The organism is Butyrivibrio proteoclasticus B316 (assembly GCF_000145035.1).
Classification (GTDB): Bacteria; Bacillota; Clostridia; order Lachnospirales; family Lachnospiraceae; genus Butyrivibrio; species Butyrivibrio proteoclasticus.
In genome coordinates, this window is the sequence record NC_014387.1 from 3,427,199 (window position 1) to 3,448,697 (window position 21,499).

Annotated in this window: 16 protein-coding genes and 1 tRNA gene; 5 read left to right on the top strand and 12 right to left on the bottom strand. The window is 39.7% G+C overall.

Annotated features, from left to right (window positions below; genetic code table 11):
* Positions 1 to 34: 34 nt before the first annotated feature.
* The 3 genes from BPR_RS14490 to BPR_RS14500 form a co-directional block, all read right to left on the bottom strand.
* The gene (locus BPR_RS14490) at positions 35 to 538 is read right to left on the bottom strand and encodes a GAF domain-containing protein (RefSeq protein WP_013282238.1); all 504 of its coding nucleotides are present in this window, start codon (positions 536 to 538) and stop codon (positions 35 to 37) included.
* 110 nt (positions 539 to 648) lie between these two features.
* A complete protein-coding gene (locus BPR_RS20030; RefSeq protein WP_167531174.1) occupies positions 649 to 1,722 on the bottom strand; it encodes a GGDEF domain-containing protein in 1,074 nt (357 codons plus the stop codon).
* 94 nt (positions 1,723 to 1,816) lie between these two features.
* Positions 1,817 to 3,112, bottom strand: coding sequence for a class I SAM-dependent rRNA methyltransferase (locus BPR_RS14500; RefSeq protein WP_013282240.1), 1,296 nt, complete (start codon positions 3,110 to 3,112; stop codon positions 1,817 to 1,819).
* Between the two features lie 298 nt (positions 3,113 to 3,410).
* Here BPR_RS14500 and BPR_RS14505 point away from each other — a divergent pair, with 298 nt between their 5' ends.
* Together BPR_RS14505 and BPR_RS14510 are read left to right on the top strand one after the other, a co-directional pair.
* On the top strand, positions 3,411 to 4,304 hold the full coding sequence (locus BPR_RS14505; RefSeq protein ID WP_042257182.1) for a polysaccharide pyruvyl transferase family protein: 894 nt from the start codon (positions 3,411 to 3,413) through the stop codon (positions 4,302 to 4,304).
* Positions 4,305 to 4,409: 105 nt separating this feature from the next.
* Positions 4,410 to 4,482, top strand: a tRNA-Gly gene (locus BPR_RS14510).
* Between the two features lie 317 nt (positions 4,483 to 4,799).
* Here BPR_RS14510 and BPR_RS14515 read toward each other — a convergent pair.
* The gene (locus BPR_RS14515; protein WP_013282242.1) at positions 4,800 to 6,758 is read right to left on the bottom strand and encodes a glycoside hydrolase family 31 protein; all 1,959 of its coding nucleotides are present in this window, start codon (positions 6,756 to 6,758) and stop codon (positions 4,800 to 4,802) included.
* 230 nt (positions 6,759 to 6,988) lie between these two features.
* On the opposite strand from BPR_RS14515, the gene BPR_RS14520 reads away from it, so the two are divergent.
* Together BPR_RS14520 and BPR_RS14525 are read left to right on the top strand one after the other, a co-directional pair.
* A complete protein-coding gene (locus BPR_RS14520) occupies positions 6,989 to 8,512 on the top strand; it encodes a Na+/H+ antiporter NhaC family protein (RefSeq protein WP_013282243.1) in 1,524 nt (507 codons plus the stop codon).
* Between the two features lie 103 nt (positions 8,513 to 8,615).
* The gene (locus tag BPR_RS14525; protein ID WP_013282244.1) at positions 8,616 to 9,323 is read left to right on the top strand and encodes a hypothetical protein; all 708 of its coding nucleotides are present in this window, start codon (positions 8,616 to 8,618) and stop codon (positions 9,321 to 9,323) included.
* 127 nt (positions 9,324 to 9,450) lie between these two features.
* On the opposite strand, the gene BPR_RS14530 is transcribed toward BPR_RS14525, so the two are convergent.
* Positions 9,451 to 10,077, bottom strand: a complete 627-nt coding sequence (locus BPR_RS14530; RefSeq protein WP_081441792.1) for a CPBP family intramembrane glutamic endopeptidase — start codon at positions 10,075 to 10,077, stop codon at positions 9,451 to 9,453.
* A 183-nt stretch (positions 10,078 to 10,260) separates the two neighbouring features.
* Between BPR_RS14530 and BPR_RS14535 the strand changes: the two genes are divergently transcribed.
* Complete coding sequence (locus BPR_RS14535) at positions 10,261 to 11,994, top strand: ABC transporter ATP-binding protein (protein ID WP_013282246.1); 1,734 nt, start codon at positions 10,261 to 10,263, stop codon at positions 11,992 to 11,994.
* Between the two features lies 1 nt (position 11,995).
* On the opposite strand, the gene BPR_RS14540 is transcribed toward BPR_RS14535, so the two are convergent.
* From BPR_RS14540 to BPR_RS14570, 7 genes are all read right to left on the bottom strand, one after another.
* A complete protein-coding gene (locus tag BPR_RS14540) occupies positions 11,996 to 14,587 on the bottom strand; it encodes an ABC transporter permease (RefSeq protein ID WP_013282247.1) in 2,592 nt (863 codons plus the stop codon).
* Positions 14,584 to 15,279: an ABC transporter ATP-binding protein gene (locus BPR_RS14545; RefSeq protein ID WP_042257184.1), complete on the bottom strand. Its 696-nt coding sequence runs from the start codon at positions 15,277 to 15,279 to the stop codon at positions 14,584 to 14,586. The genes BPR_RS14540 and BPR_RS14545 overlap by 4 nt, the downstream gene beginning before the upstream one ends.
* Before the next feature lie 211 nt (positions 15,280 to 15,490).
* Positions 15,491 to 16,489 carry a sensor histidine kinase gene (locus tag BPR_RS14550; protein ID WP_013282249.1) on the bottom strand — a complete coding sequence of 333 codons (999 nt, stop codon included), beginning with the start codon at positions 16,487 to 16,489 and terminating at the stop codon, positions 15,491 to 15,493.
* Between the two features lie 18 nt (positions 16,490 to 16,507).
* The gene (locus BPR_RS14555; RefSeq protein WP_408606968.1) at positions 16,508 to 17,221 is read right to left on the bottom strand and encodes a response regulator transcription factor; all 714 of its coding nucleotides are present in this window, start codon (positions 17,219 to 17,221) and stop codon (positions 16,508 to 16,510) included.
* 59 nt (positions 17,222 to 17,280) lie between these two features.
* Positions 17,281 to 18,753 carry a ribosomal protection-like ABC-F family protein gene (abc-f, locus tag BPR_RS14560; RefSeq protein WP_013282251.1) on the bottom strand — a complete coding sequence of 491 codons (1,473 nt, stop codon included), beginning with the start codon at positions 18,751 to 18,753 and terminating at the stop codon, positions 17,281 to 17,283.
* Positions 18,754 to 19,046: 293 nt separating this feature from the next.
* Positions 19,047 to 19,793, bottom strand: coding sequence for an alpha/beta hydrolase (locus BPR_RS14565; RefSeq protein ID WP_013282252.1), 747 nt, complete (start codon positions 19,791 to 19,793; stop codon positions 19,047 to 19,049).
* A gap of 150 nt (positions 19,794 to 19,943) precedes the next feature.
* Positions 19,944 to 21,236 carry a GNAT family N-acetyltransferase gene (locus BPR_RS14570; protein ID WP_042257188.1) on the bottom strand — a complete coding sequence of 431 codons (1,293 nt, stop codon included), beginning with the start codon at positions 21,234 to 21,236 and terminating at the stop codon, positions 19,944 to 19,946.
* Positions 21,237 to 21,499 lie beyond the last annotated feature (263 nt).

Genomic DNA, 21,499 nt, shown 5'->3' on the forward strand with positions numbered 1-21,499 from the left:
GATCTGTTTTATTAATATATCTACTTAATTCCAATCACTCAGCACGGAACTGTTCCTCGTTCAGTCCGTTAAACCTGCAGAAATCTGTTTTTTCCTCAATCGCCTTAACAAACTTCTCAAGTCCTATCTGATCCTCAAACTTGAATCTGTCAAAGCTTGGGCTGTCTATGTCGAGAACGCCTATCACTTTGCCATTACAATGAATAGGAACTACAATCTCTGAATTAGAAGCTGCGTCACAGGCAATATGTCCGGAGAACTCGTGAACATTTGCTACTAAAAGAGTCTTGTCCTCCTTGGCAGCTGTTCCGCAAACGCCCTTTCCAAGCGGAATCCTGATGCATGCAACTTTGCCCTGAAATGGTCCCAGCAAAAGAGATCCCTTGTCAATCAGATAAAATCCTGCCCAGTTAATGTCTTCAAGATTCTCATATAAAAGTGCTGATGCGTTGGACAGCACCGGTAAGTAAAAATTTTCATCCTCCGCAAGCGAGTATAGCTGCTGAGTAAGTAAATCGTAATCTGTCATTCCTGGCATTTTCAAATCCTCCTAATAATAATTCCTTCTATAAAAAAGGTATAGAAGTCCTCCATGACCTCATACCCACGATTCTAACACTCTTTTATCTTGCATACAATCTATTTTTGTCAGTAAACCACCTTGTTTCTTCCGGTTTCCTTGGCAATATATAACTTGTCATCAGCAGTATTCATAAGCTGCTCAGACGTCATCCCTTTCTTATATTCGGCCGCACCGATAGATATCGTAAATCTAATCATTTCATTTCCTGACATAAATTCATTATCTTCAACCTGCTTCCTGATATCCTCAAGCATTGATCCAAACTCAGCATAAGTCACGTTCTCCGGAGCTATCAGAAGGAATTCCTCTCCGCCCCATCTTCCATATAACAGTCCCTCATCAAAATACCTTGAAAAGACTTTCGTGAGCTCTTTTAACGCTTCATCACCAGTAACGTGGCCATACGTATCGTTGATCTTCTTGAAAAAATCGATATCTGCAATGGCAACCATCAAATGGTTCTCATCAAGTTCCTGTGCCCTCAAAATCTCTGCATCAAGTATCTTCTGCATTCTCTGCCTGTTATAGATGCCGGTTAAAAAGTCATGTTCAGCCGCCATCTGAAGTTCCATATTCTTCTCCGACATTCTGCTGTTATACGCCGCCGCATAAAACATGATCCCAGAAAACGACAAAAATGCATTTACATAGTACAAGACATTGGCAACTTCAGGTGATGCATTATAATTGGTTGGTAAAAGATTTTGTCTTCCAAGCGTAGTAAGTATCATAAAAGTTCCTATAATAACTACGCTGAATATTCCAATCTGCTTTTTCTGAAATCCATTTAGCCCCGGCAAAAAGAATGGTAAAAAGACACAAGATAATGTACCAAAAAGCCATAGCTGATATCCACACATTATGCCAAGGAAAATGCAGCAGCAAACTACATGCAAATACACTTCAAAGACCATTATCCATATCGACACCAACACTTTGTTACTGACAATTACTATGATACTTACTACATATATCAAAATGCTGGCTATGTTTATCAAAGCCATCGGTATACAGCCAAGCCACAGATAGAACAGTTCCAGCAAAATATGCGTCATCAAAAGAGCGATGGCAACTACCACATACTGTTTATCCGAAAGGTAATCGCCACGCATAGTCTGCTTATGCGTCCTATCACGCATATTAGGTTGTCTGCGTTCATTCTTCATACCATAATTGTAGTGCGGCATGTCTGAATGTTCAAATTATGAAAATGAAATAATAATTAAAAAAATATTATATTTCGTCACATACCTGGAAAATCACGAATTTAAGGTAATATGAAGCAGCGCCACCCCAAAGAATTGGATGATCAGCCGCCTGCTGCCTGAATTCAACCTGCCTTAGGCGCTTGTGTGCATCTCTTGCCGCATCCGCAATTGTTTTTAAGAATAATTCTTCATCCATGAAATGCGAACAAGAGCAGGTTGCAAGATAGCCTCCGTCCTTGACAAGCTTCATTCCGCGCATATTGATTTCTTTATAACCTGTAGCAGCCTTCTTGATAGAAGCTCTGGATTTGGTAAAAGCAGGTGGATCGAGGATTACCACGTCAAACTTCTCGCCCTTTTTCTCAAGATCAGGAAGAAGCTCAAACACATCTGCACACTGGAAAGATGCAATCTTCTCTAGCCCGTTAAGTGCTGCGTTCTCTTCGGCCTGTCTGCATCCAAGGTCTGATGCATCAACTCCAAGAACTGATGAAGCTCCTCCTGCAGCAGCGTTCAGGGCAAAAGAGCCGGTATGTGTAAAGCAGTCCAGTACTTTTTTACCCTTACAAAGTCCTCTGATTGACTGTCTATTAAACTTCTGGTCAAGGAAAAAGCCTGTCTTCTGGCCATTTTCCACATCAACATAGTATTTGACACCATTTTCTTCTATTAAAACCTTGGTATCAAATTTATCTCCTATAAATCCCTTAGTGCGCTCAAGTCCCTCAAGCTCACGAACTTTGGCATCACTTCTCTCGTAAATTCCCTTTATCTGTACTCCATCCTCAGCCAGCACTTTTTTGCACTTATCAAGGATAATATCTTTCATGCGATCCGTTCCAAGAGCAAGTGATTCAATTACAAGTACATCTGCGAACTTATCAATTGTGATGCCGGGAAGGAAATCTGCCTCGCCAAAGATAAGTCTGCAGGAAAGTCTTGTGTACTCATCTGCACCAAGAGCATAGCTATTATCACTATTGTCAGGCGCCAGATACTCGAGCATATAGTCAGCCATAGTTGCCTTTCTATACTCCCAGGCATCTCTGACTCTTTTTTCAATAAGCTCTTCATTAACCGGATGATCTTTTTTCCTGGACATCATGCGGATCCTTATCTTGGACTTCTCATTTATAAATCCGTATCCAAGAAAATAGTCATCAAAATCGTGGACTTCTATAACATCACCATTTTCAAAAGAGCCTTCCACTCTGTCTATTTCATTGTCATAGATCCAGGCACCGCCTGCCTTGAACTCACGTCCTTCTCTCTTTTTAATTATTGCTACTGCATTTGCGGTAGTGATTTCTTTTTTGCTCATAACATCTCCATTACTATATTTATCTTTGTACAAGTATTTACCAATTATTAGTTGCTCACAAAGCTATTATATATCTTCACGCAATAAAATTTGTGCTTCACATTATAATATACGAATTGATATATGACTATCGTAATTATCACAAATATATATCATAATATTATGATATAGATGCCAAAAGTAGATTCTAACACCATATGATATAGAAATACAGCAAATTATCTTCGCTATATCTTTTGAAAAGTCTAATTTACAGTTATACTAATCATATTCATACAATTTGGGGGGAGATTTAATTATGAACATGAAAGCCTTGAATGCCAAGCTGCGAAAAGCCTTTATAATTATAAATAGAAACGGGGTAATTCTTTCAATGATCAATTATCCCGCTAGAAGAAAACGAATAAATCTCAACTGGACCCCTATCTGGAAGTCTGTTGGTGAAAATGTTTATTATAAAATCGATACAGACAAACAGAATTTTGGAGATTACCTCGCTCTTCCAATTTATGACTATATGACAGACAGATTCGGATTGGATAAAAATAAAAAGGTAAAAAAGACCAGGCATTTATATACAATCGGATCGATCATTCTTTTGGGATATCAGGACGCAACCGTTTGGGGAAGCGGTTTACTGCGGACAGATCCTGAAGGATCTGTGTGGAAACGTAGCAGCTACAGAAAGCTTGATATCAGATGTGTCAGAGGCCCAGAAACCAAAAGAAGACTTATGGAAAACGGATATGATGTCAGTCGTTGCCTTTTTGGAGATCCAGGTGTATTGATGCCTCTTATATATACTCCACAAGAATATGACGAAAAGAAAGAATATTCAGTTATTCTTCATATGAATCGTAAAAATAAAGGCATAGATAACCAGATTGATGTTCTAACTAATGACTGGAAAAAGACAATTGACCAGATATATAACAGCAAACTGATCATCAGCAGCTCACTTCATGGCTGTATTATTGCCGAAGCTTATGGCATTCCAGCAATTCTATTGGATTGTGTCGAAAAAGACGATCGTTTCAAATACGATGACTACTACCATAGTACAGGAAGATATGATTATCCTGTTTGTACCACAGTTGAAGAAGGGCTTAAGATGCCTATTCCTGAAGTTCCCGATTTGTCTGAACTTCAGGATAATCTTATAAAGAGCTTTCCAAAAGATTTGTGGGATTGAACATAAAGAAAAGAATACTTTAATTATGGTAAAAAAACCGTTGACAAACTATAGCCTCTAGTGTAATAATTACTTTGTTGTCGCGCAGACAACAACATATGAAACGCGATAGTAGCTTAGTTGGTAAAGCGCCACCTTGCCAAGGTGGAGACCGCGGGTTCGAGCCCCGTCTATCGCTTTTTTAGACCCCAGATTTTATCTGGGGTCTTTTGTTTTATCTGTAATAACAACAAGGAGATTCCACCCTACATGGTATTATGCTCAAGGTTGAAATAATACCATGTAGAATAAAATCCCCTTATTGTTATTATGTAAATTCTAATTTCTCGATTCAAAATGTAAAAAATGTAATACCACTCTTCCAGTATTCAGGCTCTTGTTATTACTTTTTATCAATTATTCCACTAAAAGCCTCAAAATCCGTAATAACAAAGCATTGATTTTGTTATTCATGGTATTAAATCAACAAAATATAAACAAATCCCATATCATCATTTAGCGTGAGATTCCATCGTCTGTATACAAGTCGTAGTCCTCTCCCTGGCATTCATAGCACTCGTATTTAAGATCAGAATAATCAATTTTCTCTGTTCTGCTTGCCGGAGCAGCAATAGGAAGCGCATGGCCCTTTCTGATAAATACAAGTACTTCATTTAGCTCAGCAGAAATAAAGTGATGGCCTTTTCCTATAACTTCAACATCATAATCATCAAAGCTTCTAAATCTGCACAGCTTCATATCTTCAGGAAGATATACGTATCTTCCCTTAGCATTCTGCTTGTAAACTGGGGCTATCATGATGCTCTCTCCTACGAGGAGCTGATCTTCTACTTCTCTTGCCATCTCGTCTTGTGAATACTCAAAGCAAAGAGGTTTGAACAGCATTTCATCATTATTAACAGCCTTCATAAACTCAGAATAAAGATAAGGAATAAGAGCATACCTGAGCTGAATGATATTTCTAAATCCTGTAGTATCCTTGAACCTGTATAATTCCTGTCTTCTTGTGCCTTTTGCAGAATGATCCCTGAAAAGAGGTGTGAATATGCCAAACTCTATCCAGCGCATCAAAAGGTCCTCAGTCACATCTGCCCCAAAACCGCCTACATCTGCTCCGCTATACAAAAATCCGCACATATTAAGTGCAGGCATCTGCTGAATATTGAGAAGAAGATGGCTCCACCATGACTTATTATCACCACACCAAACTCCGCCGTATCTGTGCATTCCAATATATGATGATCTTGAGAACATGAGAATTCTCTTATCCGGAGACAATCTCTCAAATGCCTCTCCTGCTGCCCTCGTCATGTTATAACCGAAGAGGTTGTGAACCTTATCATGTCTATATCTCTTGCCCTTATACTCATGATAGAATCTTCTATAATCTTCATCATTATTGGCAAGTCCGCCAACAATTCCCTGCATATTAAAAAATGACTCTATATCAAGGTTCTTGCCTTCAAAGTCATGAAGCTGCTCAAATACCTCTTTCAGATGATCCTCTGTATAAAAAATAGCAGGCTCATTCATGTCATTCCAAAAGCCATCTATTCCCTTATCCAAAAGAACCTTGTACTTATCTCCAAACCACTTTCTGGCATCTTCATTCAAAAAGTCTGGAAAATGAACCTTTCCCGGCCATACAGCCGCAACAAGCTTATCCCCATTCTCTTTTTTGCAGAAATAGTCGTTTTTAACACCTTCTTCGTAGACGTCGTATCCTTCCTCAATCTTGACTCCTGCATCAATGATCGGAACAAGATGAATATTCTTATCCGCCATCTCTTTCACAAAAGACTCAAACTCAGGAAATCTCTCATCACTTACAGTGAAATCCTTGTATCTTTCCATGTAATCGATGTCGAGGTAAACACTGTCGATTGGTATTCCCTGCTTGTCGTAATTATCGACAACCTCTCTTACCTCCTGTTCATTCATATAGCTCCATCTGCTCTGACCAAAGCCAAAAGCCCATCTTGGCGGAATATAGCTCTTACCGATAATTCCCCTAAACTGCTTAACTATATCCAAAACATCCAAACCTTCAATTACATATATATAAGCATCAAAATCCTCAAAATCTATAAGAAAATAGTCCTTATCTGAATAACCTATGTCAAATGACACTCTCCCCGGTGTATCAACATACATTCCAAAAACACTGTTAACTCCCCATACAACAAAGAAATTCTGTGCAGCATAAAGAGAACGCTTATCCTCTGTATGGTTAGGATCATCAGCGCAAAAGCTCGTATAGATATAGCCTCTCTTGTTGATTCCGCGCACAGTTTCTCCAAGTCCGTATACCTGATCATCTTTCCCCAGCAAAAGAGCTAACTCTTTCTTTTCATCATTCTTTTCAAAGTAAGGGATTACTTCATTTTCCAAACCGATATCAACTACAACTGAATCTGTTTCTATGGGATTTCCTATTTTGTATTTTCTGATCATACCTTAGCTACTCCTATCCTATTATGGTTTTCCCTCTAAAATTGCAGATTAATTATATAATGTCACCTGGAAAATCCCAAGGTGCTATTTTTTCAGAATTACCCATGACTTCCAATTTATCCGGAAACTATTAGGGCTATTTTCTATCATGAATATTTAGCATTGACAATTATAAACATTCCGTAAAATAATAGAGATAACTTTAACACGTTAATGTAAAGGAGATAAAAATGTTCATTAACTCTTTCTGGTCCTTACTTCCGGCAATCATTGCTATTGCTCTTGCCCTTATTACCAAGGAAGTATATTCATCACTGTTTATTGGAATTGTAGTTGGAGGTCTCTTGTACTCCGGCTTTAGTTTCACAGGAACAATAGAGCACGTCTTTGTAGATGGTATGATAAGTCAGCTCTCCGATTCCTGGAATGTTGGAATTCTCATATTCCTGGTCGTTCTAGGAACCATGGTTATGCTCATGAACAGAGCCGGCGGTTCTGCAGCCTTTGGAAAATGGGCAGTTACCCATGTTAAAACCAAGACCGGTGCCCAGATTGCTACTATTATCCTGGGAATGCTAATCTTTATTGATGACTATTTTAACTGTCTGACTGTAGGCTCAGTAATGCGCCCCGTAACAGACAAACACAAGATTTCAAGAGAAAAGCTTGCATATCTTATCGATGCAACAGCTGCTCCTATCTGCATCATTGCTCCTATTTCTTCCTGGGCAGCCGCTGTAACAGGCTTCGTTGATGGTGTTAACGGTCTGACTCTCTTCGTAAGAGCCATTCCTTATAACTTCTATGCACTTCTTACCATCGTCATGATGTTTGCTCTTACTCTTATGAACTTTGATTATGGTTCAATGAAACTTGCAGAAGAACATATGAAGATAAAAGATTTTAATGCTCCATTTGGAGATGGTGAAGGCCTGCTCGGCGCAAGCGATCAGCCACATCCTCCTACTTCACAGAAGGGTAAAGTCATCCACCTGATCTTCCCAATTGTCTCTCTTATTATCTGCTGTATCATCGGAATGATATATACCGGTGGATTCTTTGATGGCGCAAGTTTTGTTCAGGCATTTTCCGATGCAGATGCTTCTGTTGGTCTTGTTTACGGCTCAGTTGTAGCACTTCTGCTCACAATAGTCTTTTTCATGGCTACAAGAGTTCTCAGCTTCAAAGATTGCATGAACTCAATTCCTGAAGGTTTCAAGAGTATGGTTCCGGCTATCCTGGTACTGACATTTGCCTGGACGCTGAAATCCATGACAGACTCCCTTGGAGCTGCAACTTATGTGGCAGGCATCTTTGAAAACTTTGCAGATAACGGCGCAATTATGAGTTTCATTCCTGCCCTCGTATTTGTAATAGCTACTTTCCTTGCTTTTGCTACCGGAACTTCATGGGGAACCTTTGGAATTCTTATTCCTATCGTAGTTAATGTGTTTGGTTCAAACATGAATAATGAACTAATGATCATTTCTATTTCAGCATGTATGGCCGGCGCTGTTTGCGGAGATCACTGCTCACCGATATCAGATACTACTATCATGGCAAGTGCAGGCGCTCAGTGTGACCACATCAAGCACGTTTCAACTCAGCTCCCATATGCTATGACAGCAGCAGTTGTATCTTTTGCTTCTTACATTGTTTCCGGATTTGTCAGAAACTGGATCATCTGCCTTGGTGTAGGAATTGTACTTATGATTGGAACACTCTTTGTCATTAGGAATATGAAAAAGAACTGACATATTTAAGCCTCAGGAGTTTTTTATACCCCTGAGGTTTTCTTTTGCCATTTTTTACTTTTTTTCGTATATAATTAACGATGAGGAAGGGAGATGTAAAGATATGTTTAATAAAAAGAGATTTTCATCTTTAACCAATATTCTTATTGCAACGATTGTTTTTTCTGCAATTGCAGGCTGCGGTGCCAAGACTGTGATCACAGAAGTTACTGAGTATTCAACTACTGAGCTTGAAACCACATCAGAGGCTTCTGATAAGGAGGCTTCTAATGCGAATAGTCCGCTTCCACGCTACGAGTATCCCGGCCCAGAGCTCTTCTACTTAGTCCTGTATGATTACCTTAGAGATGAACTTGGCGCATACTTTGATGACTATGATGTTTGCATCCCATCTCCTCAAATACTGGAAATTGACGATGCTGATAAATCTGATATCAAAGTGTATGGTGATTTCTGGGTATATAACTATGACCTCGACGGCGACACACTTCTATGTACATCAGGCGGTAGTTTCCCGGGACTTATCCACCTCAAATATGATCCGGAAAAGGGCTTTATAGTAACCGGGATGGACGTAGTAGCCGACGGTTCAGACTTCGATGCTTCCGCCAAGGAAATATTCGGCGATAAATATGATGCATTTATTAACCTAATGTCAGATCGCGAAGCTATGGAAAAAACAAGAGCCCAGATCATTGCAAACTATGTTGCTGACAATGACCTGAGCATAACCAAATATCAGGATTACGGTTGGAATCCTGTCACTCTTCCCGAAGAAAATATCGATAATTTCTATGGTGATCTGAACTAACGTCAACCTGATGACAATGCAGCAGATTCCAATTCAAACAAGTATATAGTCGAGTTAATACTAAACAGCTACATCAGATGCATTCAAATACAGGCAATTTGCTTATATTTGAATGCATCTTTTTTCTTTACCACAACTGAGATACATGTGTTATTACATTTAATGTTCCGTGAATGAGCCAGCCGGGAAGTATTGAACCTTCACATTTCTTTTCATTGATAAATGCAATGAGAATTGCAGGTAGCATCGGATAAAGAAGTAGTGCAACGCCTTCAGTAAATGTGATCAGATTATATGACAGAATAACATGCGATGCTCCGAAAATGAAAGCTTGCACAAGTGTTCCTGCCGTAAACCCAAGTGCTTTCTGAAGTCTTTTCTGAAGGAAACCACGATAGATTATTTCCTCGGAAAATGCTGTGTGAAAATAAGAATACAAAACTGCGGCCAAAAGTCCGCCAATTCCTTCTCCCGCAAACGGTGATACATTCCATTCAGTTTTCAAAATGGTATTATTCAGGATCATACCGACCACTTCACATATGACAAATGCACCAAGAATGAATAATAGTATTTTTTTCTTATCCCCAACTGGCTTTTTAAGCCCTATCCAGGAGAAGAAATTCTCCTTTTTCCTTGCAGTTATAAGCCACCATATAAATGGTATCAACGTAAAAAGAAGTATCTGTACTACTGAGCCTATTAATTCATTGATTGTCTGTGTCATTGCTGATTCCTCCAATAATTTTTTCATACCAATCACTACTTTAAAGTATTAAAGAGTGATACGCAATAAAAAACACCAAAAAACTCAAAAATATACGTTCCATGCGCATTTAAAGAGCATCTTACTTGTATCAAATTTAATGGCCCACTATACTTTTAATAAACTTTTTTATAATATAGTCATAGAATAAATACGGGGAAGGTATGAAACATGGGTGTATGGAAAGTATTGTGGAAGCTGACCAAAGAAGCAGCGCGCTACAAGGGGTTATATGTAATTGCAATTCTGGCAACATTTGGATTAACAGCAGTCAATCTCACTGCTCCAAAGGTTCTCTCAAATATGGTAGGAATAGTTGGTAAAGGTGTAGATGAAGCTGCTCTTTCACAGTTAAAAGGACTGGCTCTGGCACTCCTTATTCTGTATCTTCTAAGAGTACTCTTTAGATTTCTTAGTAATTATCTTGCTCACAGGGCCGCCTGGTATCTTGTCGGCGACCTTAGAAGCAGACTCTATGACAAACTTCAAAGTCTTGATCTTGGCTTTTTCCATGATAAACAGACAGGTGATCTTATGAGCAGGATTGTCAATGACACAAGGGACTTCGAGCTCCTCTATGCCCACATGATCCCTGATATGATCACTAATGTCGTGACCTTTGTTGGGGTCCTTGTCATTCTACTTACAGTAAATGTTAAGCTTGCACTTATTACATGTTTCCCAATACCACTTATTCTTATTTCAGGAGTTATCTTTGCCAAGGTCGTAAGGCCATTTTTCAGGGCTTCTCAAAAGAGTATGGGCGAACTCAATGCACAACTTCAGGATTCATTATCAGGCCTTCACGAAATACAGGCTTTTGGCCAGGAAAAATATGAAAGTGAGCGCATTAAAACCAAGAGCTTTGATCAGGTCAGAGCTATGTTGCGGGCACTAAGAGCCAGTGGAATCTTCCATCCAAGTGTTGAGTTTCTCTCATCCATCGGAACAATTCTTGTAGTATTTTTCGGTGGTTACCTTGCTTACAAGAATCAGCTTGGGGTTGCGGATATCGTTGCTTTTATGCTCTATCTCTCGCTCTTTTACCAGCCGGTATCAGGACTAGCCAGACTCATAGAAGATCTTCAACAGTCACTTGCTGGTGCAGAAAGAGTTGCCCTCATCCTTGATACTCCTTCAGCTATCTCTGATTCAGAGGACGCAGAAGAACTCACCGATGTAAAGGGAGCTGTTGCCTTTGAAAATGTAAGTTTCCACTACAGCAACGAAGTTCCTGTTTTAAAAGATGTTTCTTTTTCCTGCAAACCAGGGATGATGGTTGCCCTTGTAGGACCTACTGGAGTTGGTAAAACCACTGCAACTCAGCTGATTTCCAGATTCTATGACCCTCAGCATGGCCGCGTTCTGATTGATGGAAAAGATATTAAGCACGTGACTCTTGAAAGCCTTAGGCATAACATCTCCCCAGTTCTGCAGGATACATTTCTTTTTAACGGCACAATTGCCGAGAACATAGGCTACGCAAGGCCTGATGCCACAAGACAGGAAATAATAGCTGCTGCCAAGGCGGCCAATATTCACGACGACATTCTCAATATGCCAAAGCTATATGATACTCAGGTTGGAGAAAGAGGACTCAGGCTCTCCGGTGGACAGAAGCAGCGAGTAGCTATTGCCAGAGCTATACTCAGGAATTCTCCTATCATAATTCTGGACGAAGCTACTGCTTCTGTAGATGTTCAGACTGAAAAACAGATTCAGGCTGCGATCAGTCAGATGGCTGGAAAGCGGACAATTATCGCAATTGCCCACAGACTTTCCACCATCATAAACGCAGACCTGATCCTGGTAATCCATGAAGGACGTATTGTTGAACAGGGAACCCATCAGGAGCTCCTTGACAAGAAGGGCTTCTACTACGAAATGCAGAAGGTGCAGCTGTAACTTAGACTGCGTCTTCTTTCAGGGCTTCTATGATATTGTCGTCCTTGATCTTGTGTATGCTAAGGCCCATGCTGATTCCCAGTATTCCAAATACGGCAACTATAACCACGCCATAAAAGGCAAGGTTTGGACTAAAAGTAAACAGCTCAGAATCAAATGAACGGTACATCATGAAACTTAAGAAAAGAGATATCGGAAGTCCCCAGAACAAGGCCTTAAAACCATATAGGAACACTTCAAGCCATATCATCTTTTTAAAACCTCTATTATCAAGGCCTACCGACTTATACATAGCAAACTCTTTTCTCCTCAAGAGGACACCTGTAGAAATAGTATTCACAATATTTGCAATAGCTATAAGCGTCAATAATGCTGAAAAGCCGTACATAGCCGTGTTGAGCATAAGTGTAATAGTGTCCATTACTTTCAGGGAATCTGTTAGATCTGTGCAATAATAATTGTGATATCCCTCTTCCATCAGAAGCTGATAGATTTTGGAATAAACAGCCTTATTATCTGTAGTCTCAACTGCAAGGTCCAGCGTCAGCTTATCCTCAGGAAGTACCTCTTTTGCCTTCTCATAATAAACTGACCTGGGAACAAATACTGTCATTGTCCCTTTTGGTATATAGTCAAAGACTTTACTGTCATCTGTATAGGGAACCAGAGCAGCCACTTCAATTGCAGGCGGAAAGCCCATGACCTCGTCATAATGAAGGCTCTGACCAATGATGCCTTCATTAAATACAGGTGTATCCTTAGCCTCATGAAAATAGCTGTTTAGTAGAACTCCTCTAAGTTTACCCGAATAGTAATCCTCCCTGGAAAGCCCGTTTTTATCAAGTATCTCATTAAAATCTTCATCATCAACTATTTCTACAGCCATAGTATACAGATCAAAGGCATCGGTCTTTTCTCTAAAACTCTCTGTCAAAAAAGCTCTATCAGCAATATCTGTGTTGGCCAGAGTTGTATACGTGTCCTCTGGTTGCTTTTTTAAGGAGAAATGGATCAGTCCAGAACAATAAACATCTGTTACTCCATCCATCTCCATGATTTCTTCTCTTAACCTGTCGCTTTCATCAAGTAAGCAGGAAGCTATTATCTGATAGGGAATATCAACGTTATAACTGTTAGCTCTGTCCACTGATCTGCAAAAGAAATTGAGAGTCAGGAAAAGTATTATAGAAACAGCAATGGACACTGTGATCACCTTTCCTTTAACTCCATTTCTCTTTATATTCTTGTAGGCAAGCTCTCCCTCGTAACCAAATATCTTGCTGATAAGCGGATTGACACGTAGTTTTCTTGCCTTAATCTTGATGGTTGTGCTCTGTCTGAGGGCATCTATAGGCATGATCCTGGCCGCCTTAATTCCAGGCACCAAAACAGAAATCAATATTGTAAGTGCAGAAAAGATAATAATAGCTGCAATCACAGGTGGCTGGACTACTATTGAAATCGTGCCCCTCATTCCCTCAGCTCCTGCCAGGATATCTGCTTCAAGGATTCTTCTTCCAAGTATAGACAGCGTTATCTTTGTTCCTATATATCCAAAGAGAAGTCCCAGTGGAATACCAATAAGGCCTAGTACAAAGACTTCGTAGTAGATTGAAAATCTCTTTTGACGGGCCGTGGCACCAACGCTTGCCAACATCCCAAGATATCTCATCCTCTCTGTAAGGGACATCCCTATAGAGTTAAATATAAGGATAACTGAAGTTGCTATTACAATTGCCAGTGCAATTCCCATAAGTACAAAAAATCTTTTGTAGGAACCGGCACTACCTTCAAAAGCGAATCTGCTAAGAAGATACTCAGTATTTATCGTGTACTTTTTGATTCCATAGTTTTTGATCAGAGTCTTTATCTGTTTGATCGATGATCTGTCACATTTTTTAAGCATTATAGAGACTTTAGCTTTATCCTGGTTTGGATAATAGTTTTCATCCATTCCTCTGAGAATATCCCAATCCCTGGTAGCGCGGTTTCCATGCAGAATTGCTGTAATGGTGCAGGTCTCTGTAGAGTTTGCTTTAAATAATTCGTCAGACCTGTAATTCCCACCAAGGTATCCAAAGCCTTCAAGCTCATTGTCAAAGTATCTGTAGCCCTCTTCAAATGTGAGCTTATCTCCAACCTTTAGATTCAGTCCATTATCTGTAAGGAACTTTTCTTCCACCGCTATTTCAGACGAGTTTGAAGGCAAGGTACCCTCGTAGTCTGAAACAACTCTCATTTCAAAATCTTCTTGTGTAGCGTGGTCTATGTTCCCGACTCTGAATCTTTCCTCTGTATTCGTTAATAACCTTACGCCTGTCTTTTCTTCTTCAACCTCCCTTAGGCCAACTGCCTTTAATGTATCATCCGCAAGAAGGGCCTCATACTGCTCTTTTGACACTTTCTCAAAAGCAGCATGTGCAGCTCCGGAAGTCTGAACTGATATATAGCCAAAAAAGTTAAAGAAAGAAAATACACCCAGAAGAATAGCGCTGATAAGCGCTGTTGAAGTAGCTATACCAAGAATTGTTACTACAGATCTTTTCTTGTTTTCCAAAAGGTGCCTTAGTGTTAACTTCGATATGATATTCATGATGCGATCACCCCGGCTTTCCCTGAATCCCTGGTAATCTGGCCATCCTCAATTGTGATCACTCTGTCAGCAGAAAGAGCTATCCTCTCATCGTGAGTAATGATGATAACGGTCTGGTTGTTTTCCTTGTTGAACTTGCGAAGAAGTGAGATGATCTCCTTGCTGTTCTCAGAATCAAGATTTCCTGTTGGCTCATCTGCAAGGAGGAGGGCCGGATGATTCATAAGTGCACGTCCGATGGATACTCTCTGCTGCTGTCCGCCTGATAGCTGGTTTGGAAGGTGAGACAGTCTACTCTTTAATCCAAGCTTTTCCACAAGGTCATTGAGAAGGGCCTTATCCGGCTTTTTGCCATCAAGAAGGATTGGAAGTGTCAAGTTCTCCTCCACATTCAGAATTGGAATGAGGTTGTAAAACTGGTAGATAAGCCCGATGTTTCTTCTGCGGAAGATTGCAAGCTTTGTTTCGTCAAGTTTACCTATATCAGTGCCTGCAATATTGCAGGTTCCTGAGGTCGGTACATCGACTCCCCCAAGTATATGAAGAAGGGTTGATTTACCTGATCCGGATGGGCCGACGATTGCCACAAATTCTCCCTGTTCCACGTCAAAAGAGACATTTTTCAGAGCATCAACTCTTGTCTCCCCCTGACCATATACTTTGCATAAATTTCTGATTTCCAAAATATTCATATTCATGCCCCTTTCTCAGTGCAGGAAAGAACTATACCAAGAGATTCTATCCATTATCATTTTTTTAATTGTATTATTCACTTTGTAGTTCAATCCAGTTATGAGAATAGATTATCGCCAAAACCTTACTATCCTATGACTTTTTAATTACAATTTTGTCATATAATGTATAATTCTGTTCTCAGAATATCTTAGGCTCATATTTGCTCTTTCACAGGATTGTCTTATAGAACCTAACCTTGAACCTTGTTCCTTCTCCTTGCCTGCTCTCTACAAGGATATCCCCATGCTGACTTGTGATTATTGAATTTGAAAGCGCAAGTCCAATTCCCACGCTGTCTTTTCCCGCATTACTGCCCTTATAGAACCTTTCAAAAATATGTGGCAGTTCATTTTCAGGAATTCCGCAGCCATTATCTTCTATAACTATTTCTGAGTAAATGTTGGTTTCATTTGTGGTGATTTCAAGTTTTCCACCTTCACCTATATGTTCAATGCAGTTTTTCACAATGTTCTGAAGGGCTTCAATAGTCCAGTTTTTATCGCATTTTACGAGCATATCTTTGGTGTCATGGTGATATGTGATGTTTTTAAGCTCCATCTGTATTTCAAAAGGCTTCATCACTTGTGCAATCAGCTCATTAGCCTTTTCCTTTTCAGGCTTCATTGTGATAGTACCTGCATCTATCTTGGATAATTTTAAAAGAGTCTGTATGAGCCAGTTCATCCTATCAAGCTGATTTGACTGTGTTTTGAGGAATTCATTTTTCTTTTGACTATCCTCTTCTGTCATGAGAAGGTCATTCATTACTATCATAGATGTAAGTGGAGTTTTGAGCTGGTGGCTGATATCTGCAATAGCATTGGCCATGGCCACTTTATCTTTTGACAAAAGTTCTTTTTGGTGGCACAGAGTTGATGTAGCCTTATAGATATTGGTTTTTAATATGGAAAGCTCCCCTTCCTCCTGATCCAGGATATTAGGGGCCTCTCCACCTGCAAGCACCTTTTCAAGGTAAAGATTAAGGGCACTGATGTCTTCATATCTTCTTTTTGTTATGTAGATAAATCCGCTTGTTATGGCCACGCCAAGTAGCAGTAATAGAAGAAATGCGGATATGCCACATAGCGCATATCCGCATACTGAAGCTACTGCAGTAAGTGCAGCTGCCAAAAATATCATTATCCTTAAATCTCTGTTTTTAAACATATTTATCTCCCCATCGACTCACTTATCCACAATATACCCAAGCCCACGCACAGTTCTTATGATCTGAGGATTTGCAGGATCTTTTTCTATCTTATCTCGTAGTCTCTTGATATAGACTGTCAGAGTATTATCATTGACAAAGTCTCCGTTAACATCCCACATATCTTCAAGAAGCTGATTTCTAGACATTACGTTTCCTCTGTTATTACAGAAAGCCAGAAGAAGCCTGTACTCAAGGGCTGTAAGGTCGGCTGTTGTTTCTTTCCCTGTAGTTTCATCAACTATTCCAACCTTGGCTTCACTTAAGTGTATGCGGACATTTTGGATTTCAAGAATGCCTTCTGTCTCAGAAATACTGCCATCTCTCCCGCGTCCGCTTCTGCGCAGTACTGTCTTTATCCTGGCCAGAAGCTCATTTATCCTAAAAGGCTTACACACGTAGTCATCAGCTCCCATCTCAAGCCCCATAACTACGTTGACTTCTGCGTCACTGGCAGTTAAGAAAATTACGGGCACATCCTCTTTTTCCTTGATATATCTGCAGACATCGTAGCCATTTCCGTCCGGAAGATTTATGTCCAATATGCAGAGGTCATAGCTCTTTTCGCTAAATGTTTCAAGAGCTTCATTCTTGGTTCTGACATGAACCACCTCATAATTTTCTTTTTCCAATGAATATTTAAGCCCCATTCCAATGGCATCATCATCTTCTAACAAGAATAGCCTCATAATGTATTCCTCAAATCATTCTATAGCTCTATAAATATCATCATAGTACATCCATGAAGCTTTTACATTACAGTTTTGTCACATTCTCTAATCTTCCCGTCACCTAGATAAAGCCTCTCTGTTGCGATCCTGTCCACAAAAACTTTATCATGAGAAGTAAACACAAGTGTTCCTTCATACTCTTTCAGCATTTTTTCTAAAGCCTCAACAGATGGGATATCAAGATAGTTCGTTGGTTCATCCAATATAAGCAGATTTACATCAGATACAAAGAGCATGGCAAAAGACAGCTTCATCCTCTCACCACCGGAAAGCTCTGATGCCTTTTTGTGCATATCTCTTTCAGATAGCAAAAGACGTGCAAGTATTATTCTGGAAAGGCTCTCACTCTGAATGCTGACTCTGCAAACATTTTCAAGAACAGTTTTATCAAGTTCAATCTGTGACATATTCTGCTTGGCATATCCTATCTTGACTCCCGGAACCACATATACACTTTCCCGTTTGCTTATAAGTTCAAGCAAAGTAGTCTTACCTGCTCCATTGCTACCCAGTAATGCCACCTTACTTCCATTCTTTATCATAAAGTCCGCATCGTCAAAGACTACATGATCGTCATAGGCAAAAGAAATATGCTCTCCGCGAATAACAATAGGATTCCTGGGCGGATTTGTAAGCCTGAAATCCGGTCTTAAAGTCGGCTCATCTTTTGGTTTTTCTTTTACCTCCATGTGTTCAATTCGCTTAAGGACATTTGCAGCACTTCTTTCTATTCCCCGTGCCTTGTCCTCGGGCTTTCTATTGCCACAAAGCGAAATTGCTTTTGCCTCGCTTGCTGTAATATTCTTTGGCTTCTTATCGACCGTTTTTGCCTTGGCTTTTTTCTCTATATAAACTCTTTGAAGCCTCTTTTTCTCAGCCTGATAATTATCATATTCAGCCTGCTGTGTTTTAATTAGTTCTTCTTTCTGAACTACATATTCATCATAATTGCCGCTGTAACTATGCAGTTCTCCAAAAGATATTTCAACGATCCTGTCACATAAATCGTTTAGGACAGATCTGTCATGGCTGATCATGACAAGTGTATCTATTTCTTTTAGTCTCTTTTTGAGCATTTCCACGCCTTCGAAATCCAGATTTGAAGTGGGTTCGTCCAGAAATGCCACTGCATGCGGGCTTGAAAAGAGCTGAGCAAGCCTTATCCTGGTATCCTCTCCGCCACTGACCTTTTCCTGCCAGATACGGTCGGCTACTCCCATTTTCCCAGCTTCTGTATAGTCAGTTTCAACATATGAGGTGTCCGATCCAAATTGTTCAAAATAAAATGGAATGCATTTACTTGAAATAGTCCCGGCTGTAGGTTCCAACTCTCCTGCCAAAATTCTTAGCAGTGTGCTCTTGCCTGCGCCGTTCATTCCAACTAGTCCAACTTTCTCACCTTCGTACAAATAGAATCTGTCAAAATCAAGTACTGTCTGTTCTCCATAGGAATGAACTATATTCTCTGCTTGTATTAGTAATCTTCTAGTCATATATAAGCCCCCTTGTCTATCAGTCAGAAATATTTATTGAAAGAAAATCCATTTTTTCCAATAAAATGAGTCTACCCTGCGTACGCAAAATAGACTCACACAAATAGACCTATATATGAATGAAATAGGCTCTGAATGCATGATAATCCAATTTAAGCGTACACATTAAGCCGCCGCATGAGCAGCAGCCATATCAACATGTTCACCTAAATCAAATTATCTAATAATCATTCAGTCACCTTTGCGAAAAATCGCCCTTTCTTTTTCTAAATTGAATAGTAGCATACATAGAATTATTTAGCAATCTGCTCAAGCATAAATTCTTTTACCGCTTCAGTGACAAGCTCAAGATGGTGATCATAACAGTGAGTATCTCCGGGGATAGTTACCAGTTTACAGTTCTTGTACTGTTTGGAAAATGCCACGGAAGCTTCATAAGGAACGGCTTCATCCTGATCTCCGTGAACTATAAGTACTGGTTTTGTATATTTATCCACAAAATCCTCAACCCTGATAGTCTGGGCAACTCTGACGTAATTGCCCTTAAGCTTTCTTCCATCCCAGGCATCAAGTTCATCGGGAATATTCTCAGGATCAAATTTAAGTCCGAGGAGTTCTCCGGTTCTGGCAATTTCAGGGATCATTGCAGCAGGTGATAATGGAATAAGCGCCTTGATAATATCTCTTTCCATTGCTGCAGCAAGCATTACAGAGAGTCCGCCCTGAGAGTGTCCTGCCATGTAGATGTCTGTAACAAAGTCAAGCTTCTTGGCATAGTCAACTACTGCAAGAATATTTGTGAGCCACTTAAAAAGCGTGTGATCCTCAAACTTTCCGTCGCTCTTTCCATGTCCGTACATGTCTGCGCGAAGTGTTGCTACCCCGATTTCATTAAGTGTTTCCTGAACCGCAACAATATGTCTTTCTTCACTATGTCCTGTAAAGCCATGAATGATGATGCACAATGGGCATTTCTCTGGATTATTCTTTGGCATATCAAGATAAGCATTTAATTTTATACCGTCACAATCAATATACATTCTCTTTTCCCTCCAACTATAAGCCTAAAGGGTACCGCTTGCGGTGGATTCCTTAGGTCTATCCATATATAATAGTAGCTTTTATCATATATCTTCAATCATACGCAGGTCTACTCTATTATTGCTGGAATGGTCCTATGACTCCGTCACTTAGTTTCTTTTTTTGCAAATATATAGAAGATGGTTTGTATTGCCCAAGAGTTCCCTCTTTTCAGAGAATTGCAGATACCACTCGAATAACTTGTTGAAATCTTCATCAGAAACTTCAAAATCAACTCTATGTTCTATTGGTTCCAAAAGTCCGTCTACGCCCGTTGTGGTTATCCAGAAAACATCTTTTTCCTTAAAGAGCTGTTCAAACTCAGTAATGTCATAACCAGTAAAAAGCTGTTCTTTAAAGTGTTTGATTTTATAGTCTTTTGTAAAATTTTCCTCCTGGCCCAAAGCCCAGTTTCCATAGAAGTAGTTAGAATACATGATTGCGTAAACTGATATGAACGCAATCATAATAACACCACCAGGTTTTGTTACTCTAATAGCCTCATCTATCGCTCTGTTCACTTCATCTGATCCGTACAAATGGTACAGTGGTCCAAAAACAAGAGTTACATCAAAGGTATCACTAGCCAAAAATTGAAGATTTGTGGCGTCTCCTTGGATAGAATGAAGGTTAGGCAGTTCTTTACTGTGCTCTCTTAGCACCTCAAGATTCTTCTCAACCAGCTCAACTGCTGTTACGTTCATCCCTTCCTTAGCAAGGGCTATGGAATATCTTCCGGTCCCGGCACCAATTTCAAGCACCTTAGAATTTTTATCAGCAAATCTATGGATATAATTCATAGTTGTTGCATATTCCAGCCTTCCATGAACTGACCTTTCAAGACGCCCGTCTTCTTCATACTGGGAATAAAATTTGGTTACAATTTCTTCTCTTGAAGCACCCTCTGTTATCTGATCTATCCTGGTAAAATACTCTGTGTCATTTTCATGGTGAATGTATGCTCCATTTTTAATTTGGACACGCAGGCTCGCAGGATTATCCTTATTCACAGACATATATACTTCATGGATACACATCTGTCTTGCTTTTTCCAAAGTTAGCTCAAGCCCCTTTGTGGCATACCCTCTTCCCCTGTACTTTTTTGATATGCAATAGCCAATGTGACCAGGACCTTCCCTGAGAAAATCATTTAAACAATGACGCAGATTGAAAACTCCAACATAAACATCTCCATCAACCAAAACATAAGTTGTATCAGGTACAAATCCCTCCGGAAGCTCTTTTCCCAGCGACCAGTTTCGCTTCTTCTCAATCCATCCTAAAAATTCGTCATAATCATAGCCATAAACGTTGTTCATATAGCCATTTTCATTTTCGGGAAAAGACATATAAAGCTCGTAAGTCTTTCTATAGTCTGAATCCTGTACCCTAATTAGTTCCATAATCTTCTCCTCCTGGTTTTGAATATAAAAAAACCTCATCAAACTTTTTTGTAAGTCTGATGAGGCTTAATCTCTTATCTGATCTGCATTTTCATAACTATGCATTACCGCTTTCCTCATCATACATAACACCAATAGACCCCTGATTATTATTCACGGGCTGATTAAATGTAGGTGTAGTTGAATTGATAAGTCTGATATTTAACATGGCGGTTCTCCGCTTTCTGAAAATTATTAGTTGTTAGTATAATTTACAGACAAAA

Coding starts and splice junctions, on each gene's coding strand:
- BPR_RS14490 (WP_013282238.1), bottom strand. CDS start 538: ATGCCAGGAATGACAGATTACGATTTACTTACTCAGCAGCTATACTCG.
- BPR_RS20030 (WP_167531174.1), bottom strand. CDS start 1,722: ATGCGTGATAGGACGCATAAGCAGACTATGCGTGGCGATTACCTTTCG.
- BPR_RS14500 (WP_013282240.1), bottom strand. CDS start 3,112: ATGAGCAAAAAAGAAATCACTACCGCAAATGCAGTAGCAATAATTAAA.
- BPR_RS14505 (WP_042257182.1), top strand. CDS start 3,411: ATGAACATGAAAGCCTTGAATGCCAAGCTGCGAAAAGCCTTTATAATT.
- BPR_RS14515 (WP_013282242.1), bottom strand. CDS start 6,758: ATGATCAGAAAATACAAAATAGGAAATCCCATAGAAACAGATTCAGTT.
- BPR_RS14520 (WP_013282243.1), top strand. CDS start 6,989: ATGTTCATTAACTCTTTCTGGTCCTTACTTCCGGCAATCATTGCTATT.
- BPR_RS14525 (WP_013282244.1), top strand. CDS start 8,616: ATGTTTAATAAAAAGAGATTTTCATCTTTAACCAATATTCTTATTGCA.
- BPR_RS14530 (WP_081441792.1), bottom strand. CDS start 10,077: ATGAAAAAATTATTGGAGGAATCAGCAATGACACAGACAATCAATGAA.
- BPR_RS14535 (WP_013282246.1), top strand. CDS start 10,261: ATGGGTGTATGGAAAGTATTGTGGAAGCTGACCAAAGAAGCAGCGCGC.
- BPR_RS14540 (WP_013282247.1), bottom strand. CDS start 14,587: ATGAATATCATATCGAAGTTAACACTAAGGCACCTTTTGGAAAACAAG.
- BPR_RS14545 (WP_042257184.1), bottom strand. CDS start 15,279: ATGAATATTTTGGAAATCAGAAATTTATGCAAAGTATATGGTCAGGGG.
- BPR_RS14550 (WP_013282249.1), bottom strand. CDS start 16,489: ATGTTTAAAAACAGAGATTTAAGGATAATGATATTTTTGGCAGCTGCA.
- abc-f (WP_013282251.1), bottom strand. CDS start 18,753: ATGACTAGAAGATTACTAATACAAGCAGAGAATATAGTTCATTCCTAT.
- BPR_RS14565 (WP_013282252.1), bottom strand. CDS start 19,793: ATGTATATTGATTGTGACGGTATAAAATTAAATGCTTATCTTGATATG.
- BPR_RS14570 (WP_042257188.1), bottom strand. CDS start 21,236: ATGGAACTAATTAGGGTACAGGATTCAGACTATAGAAAGACTTACGAG.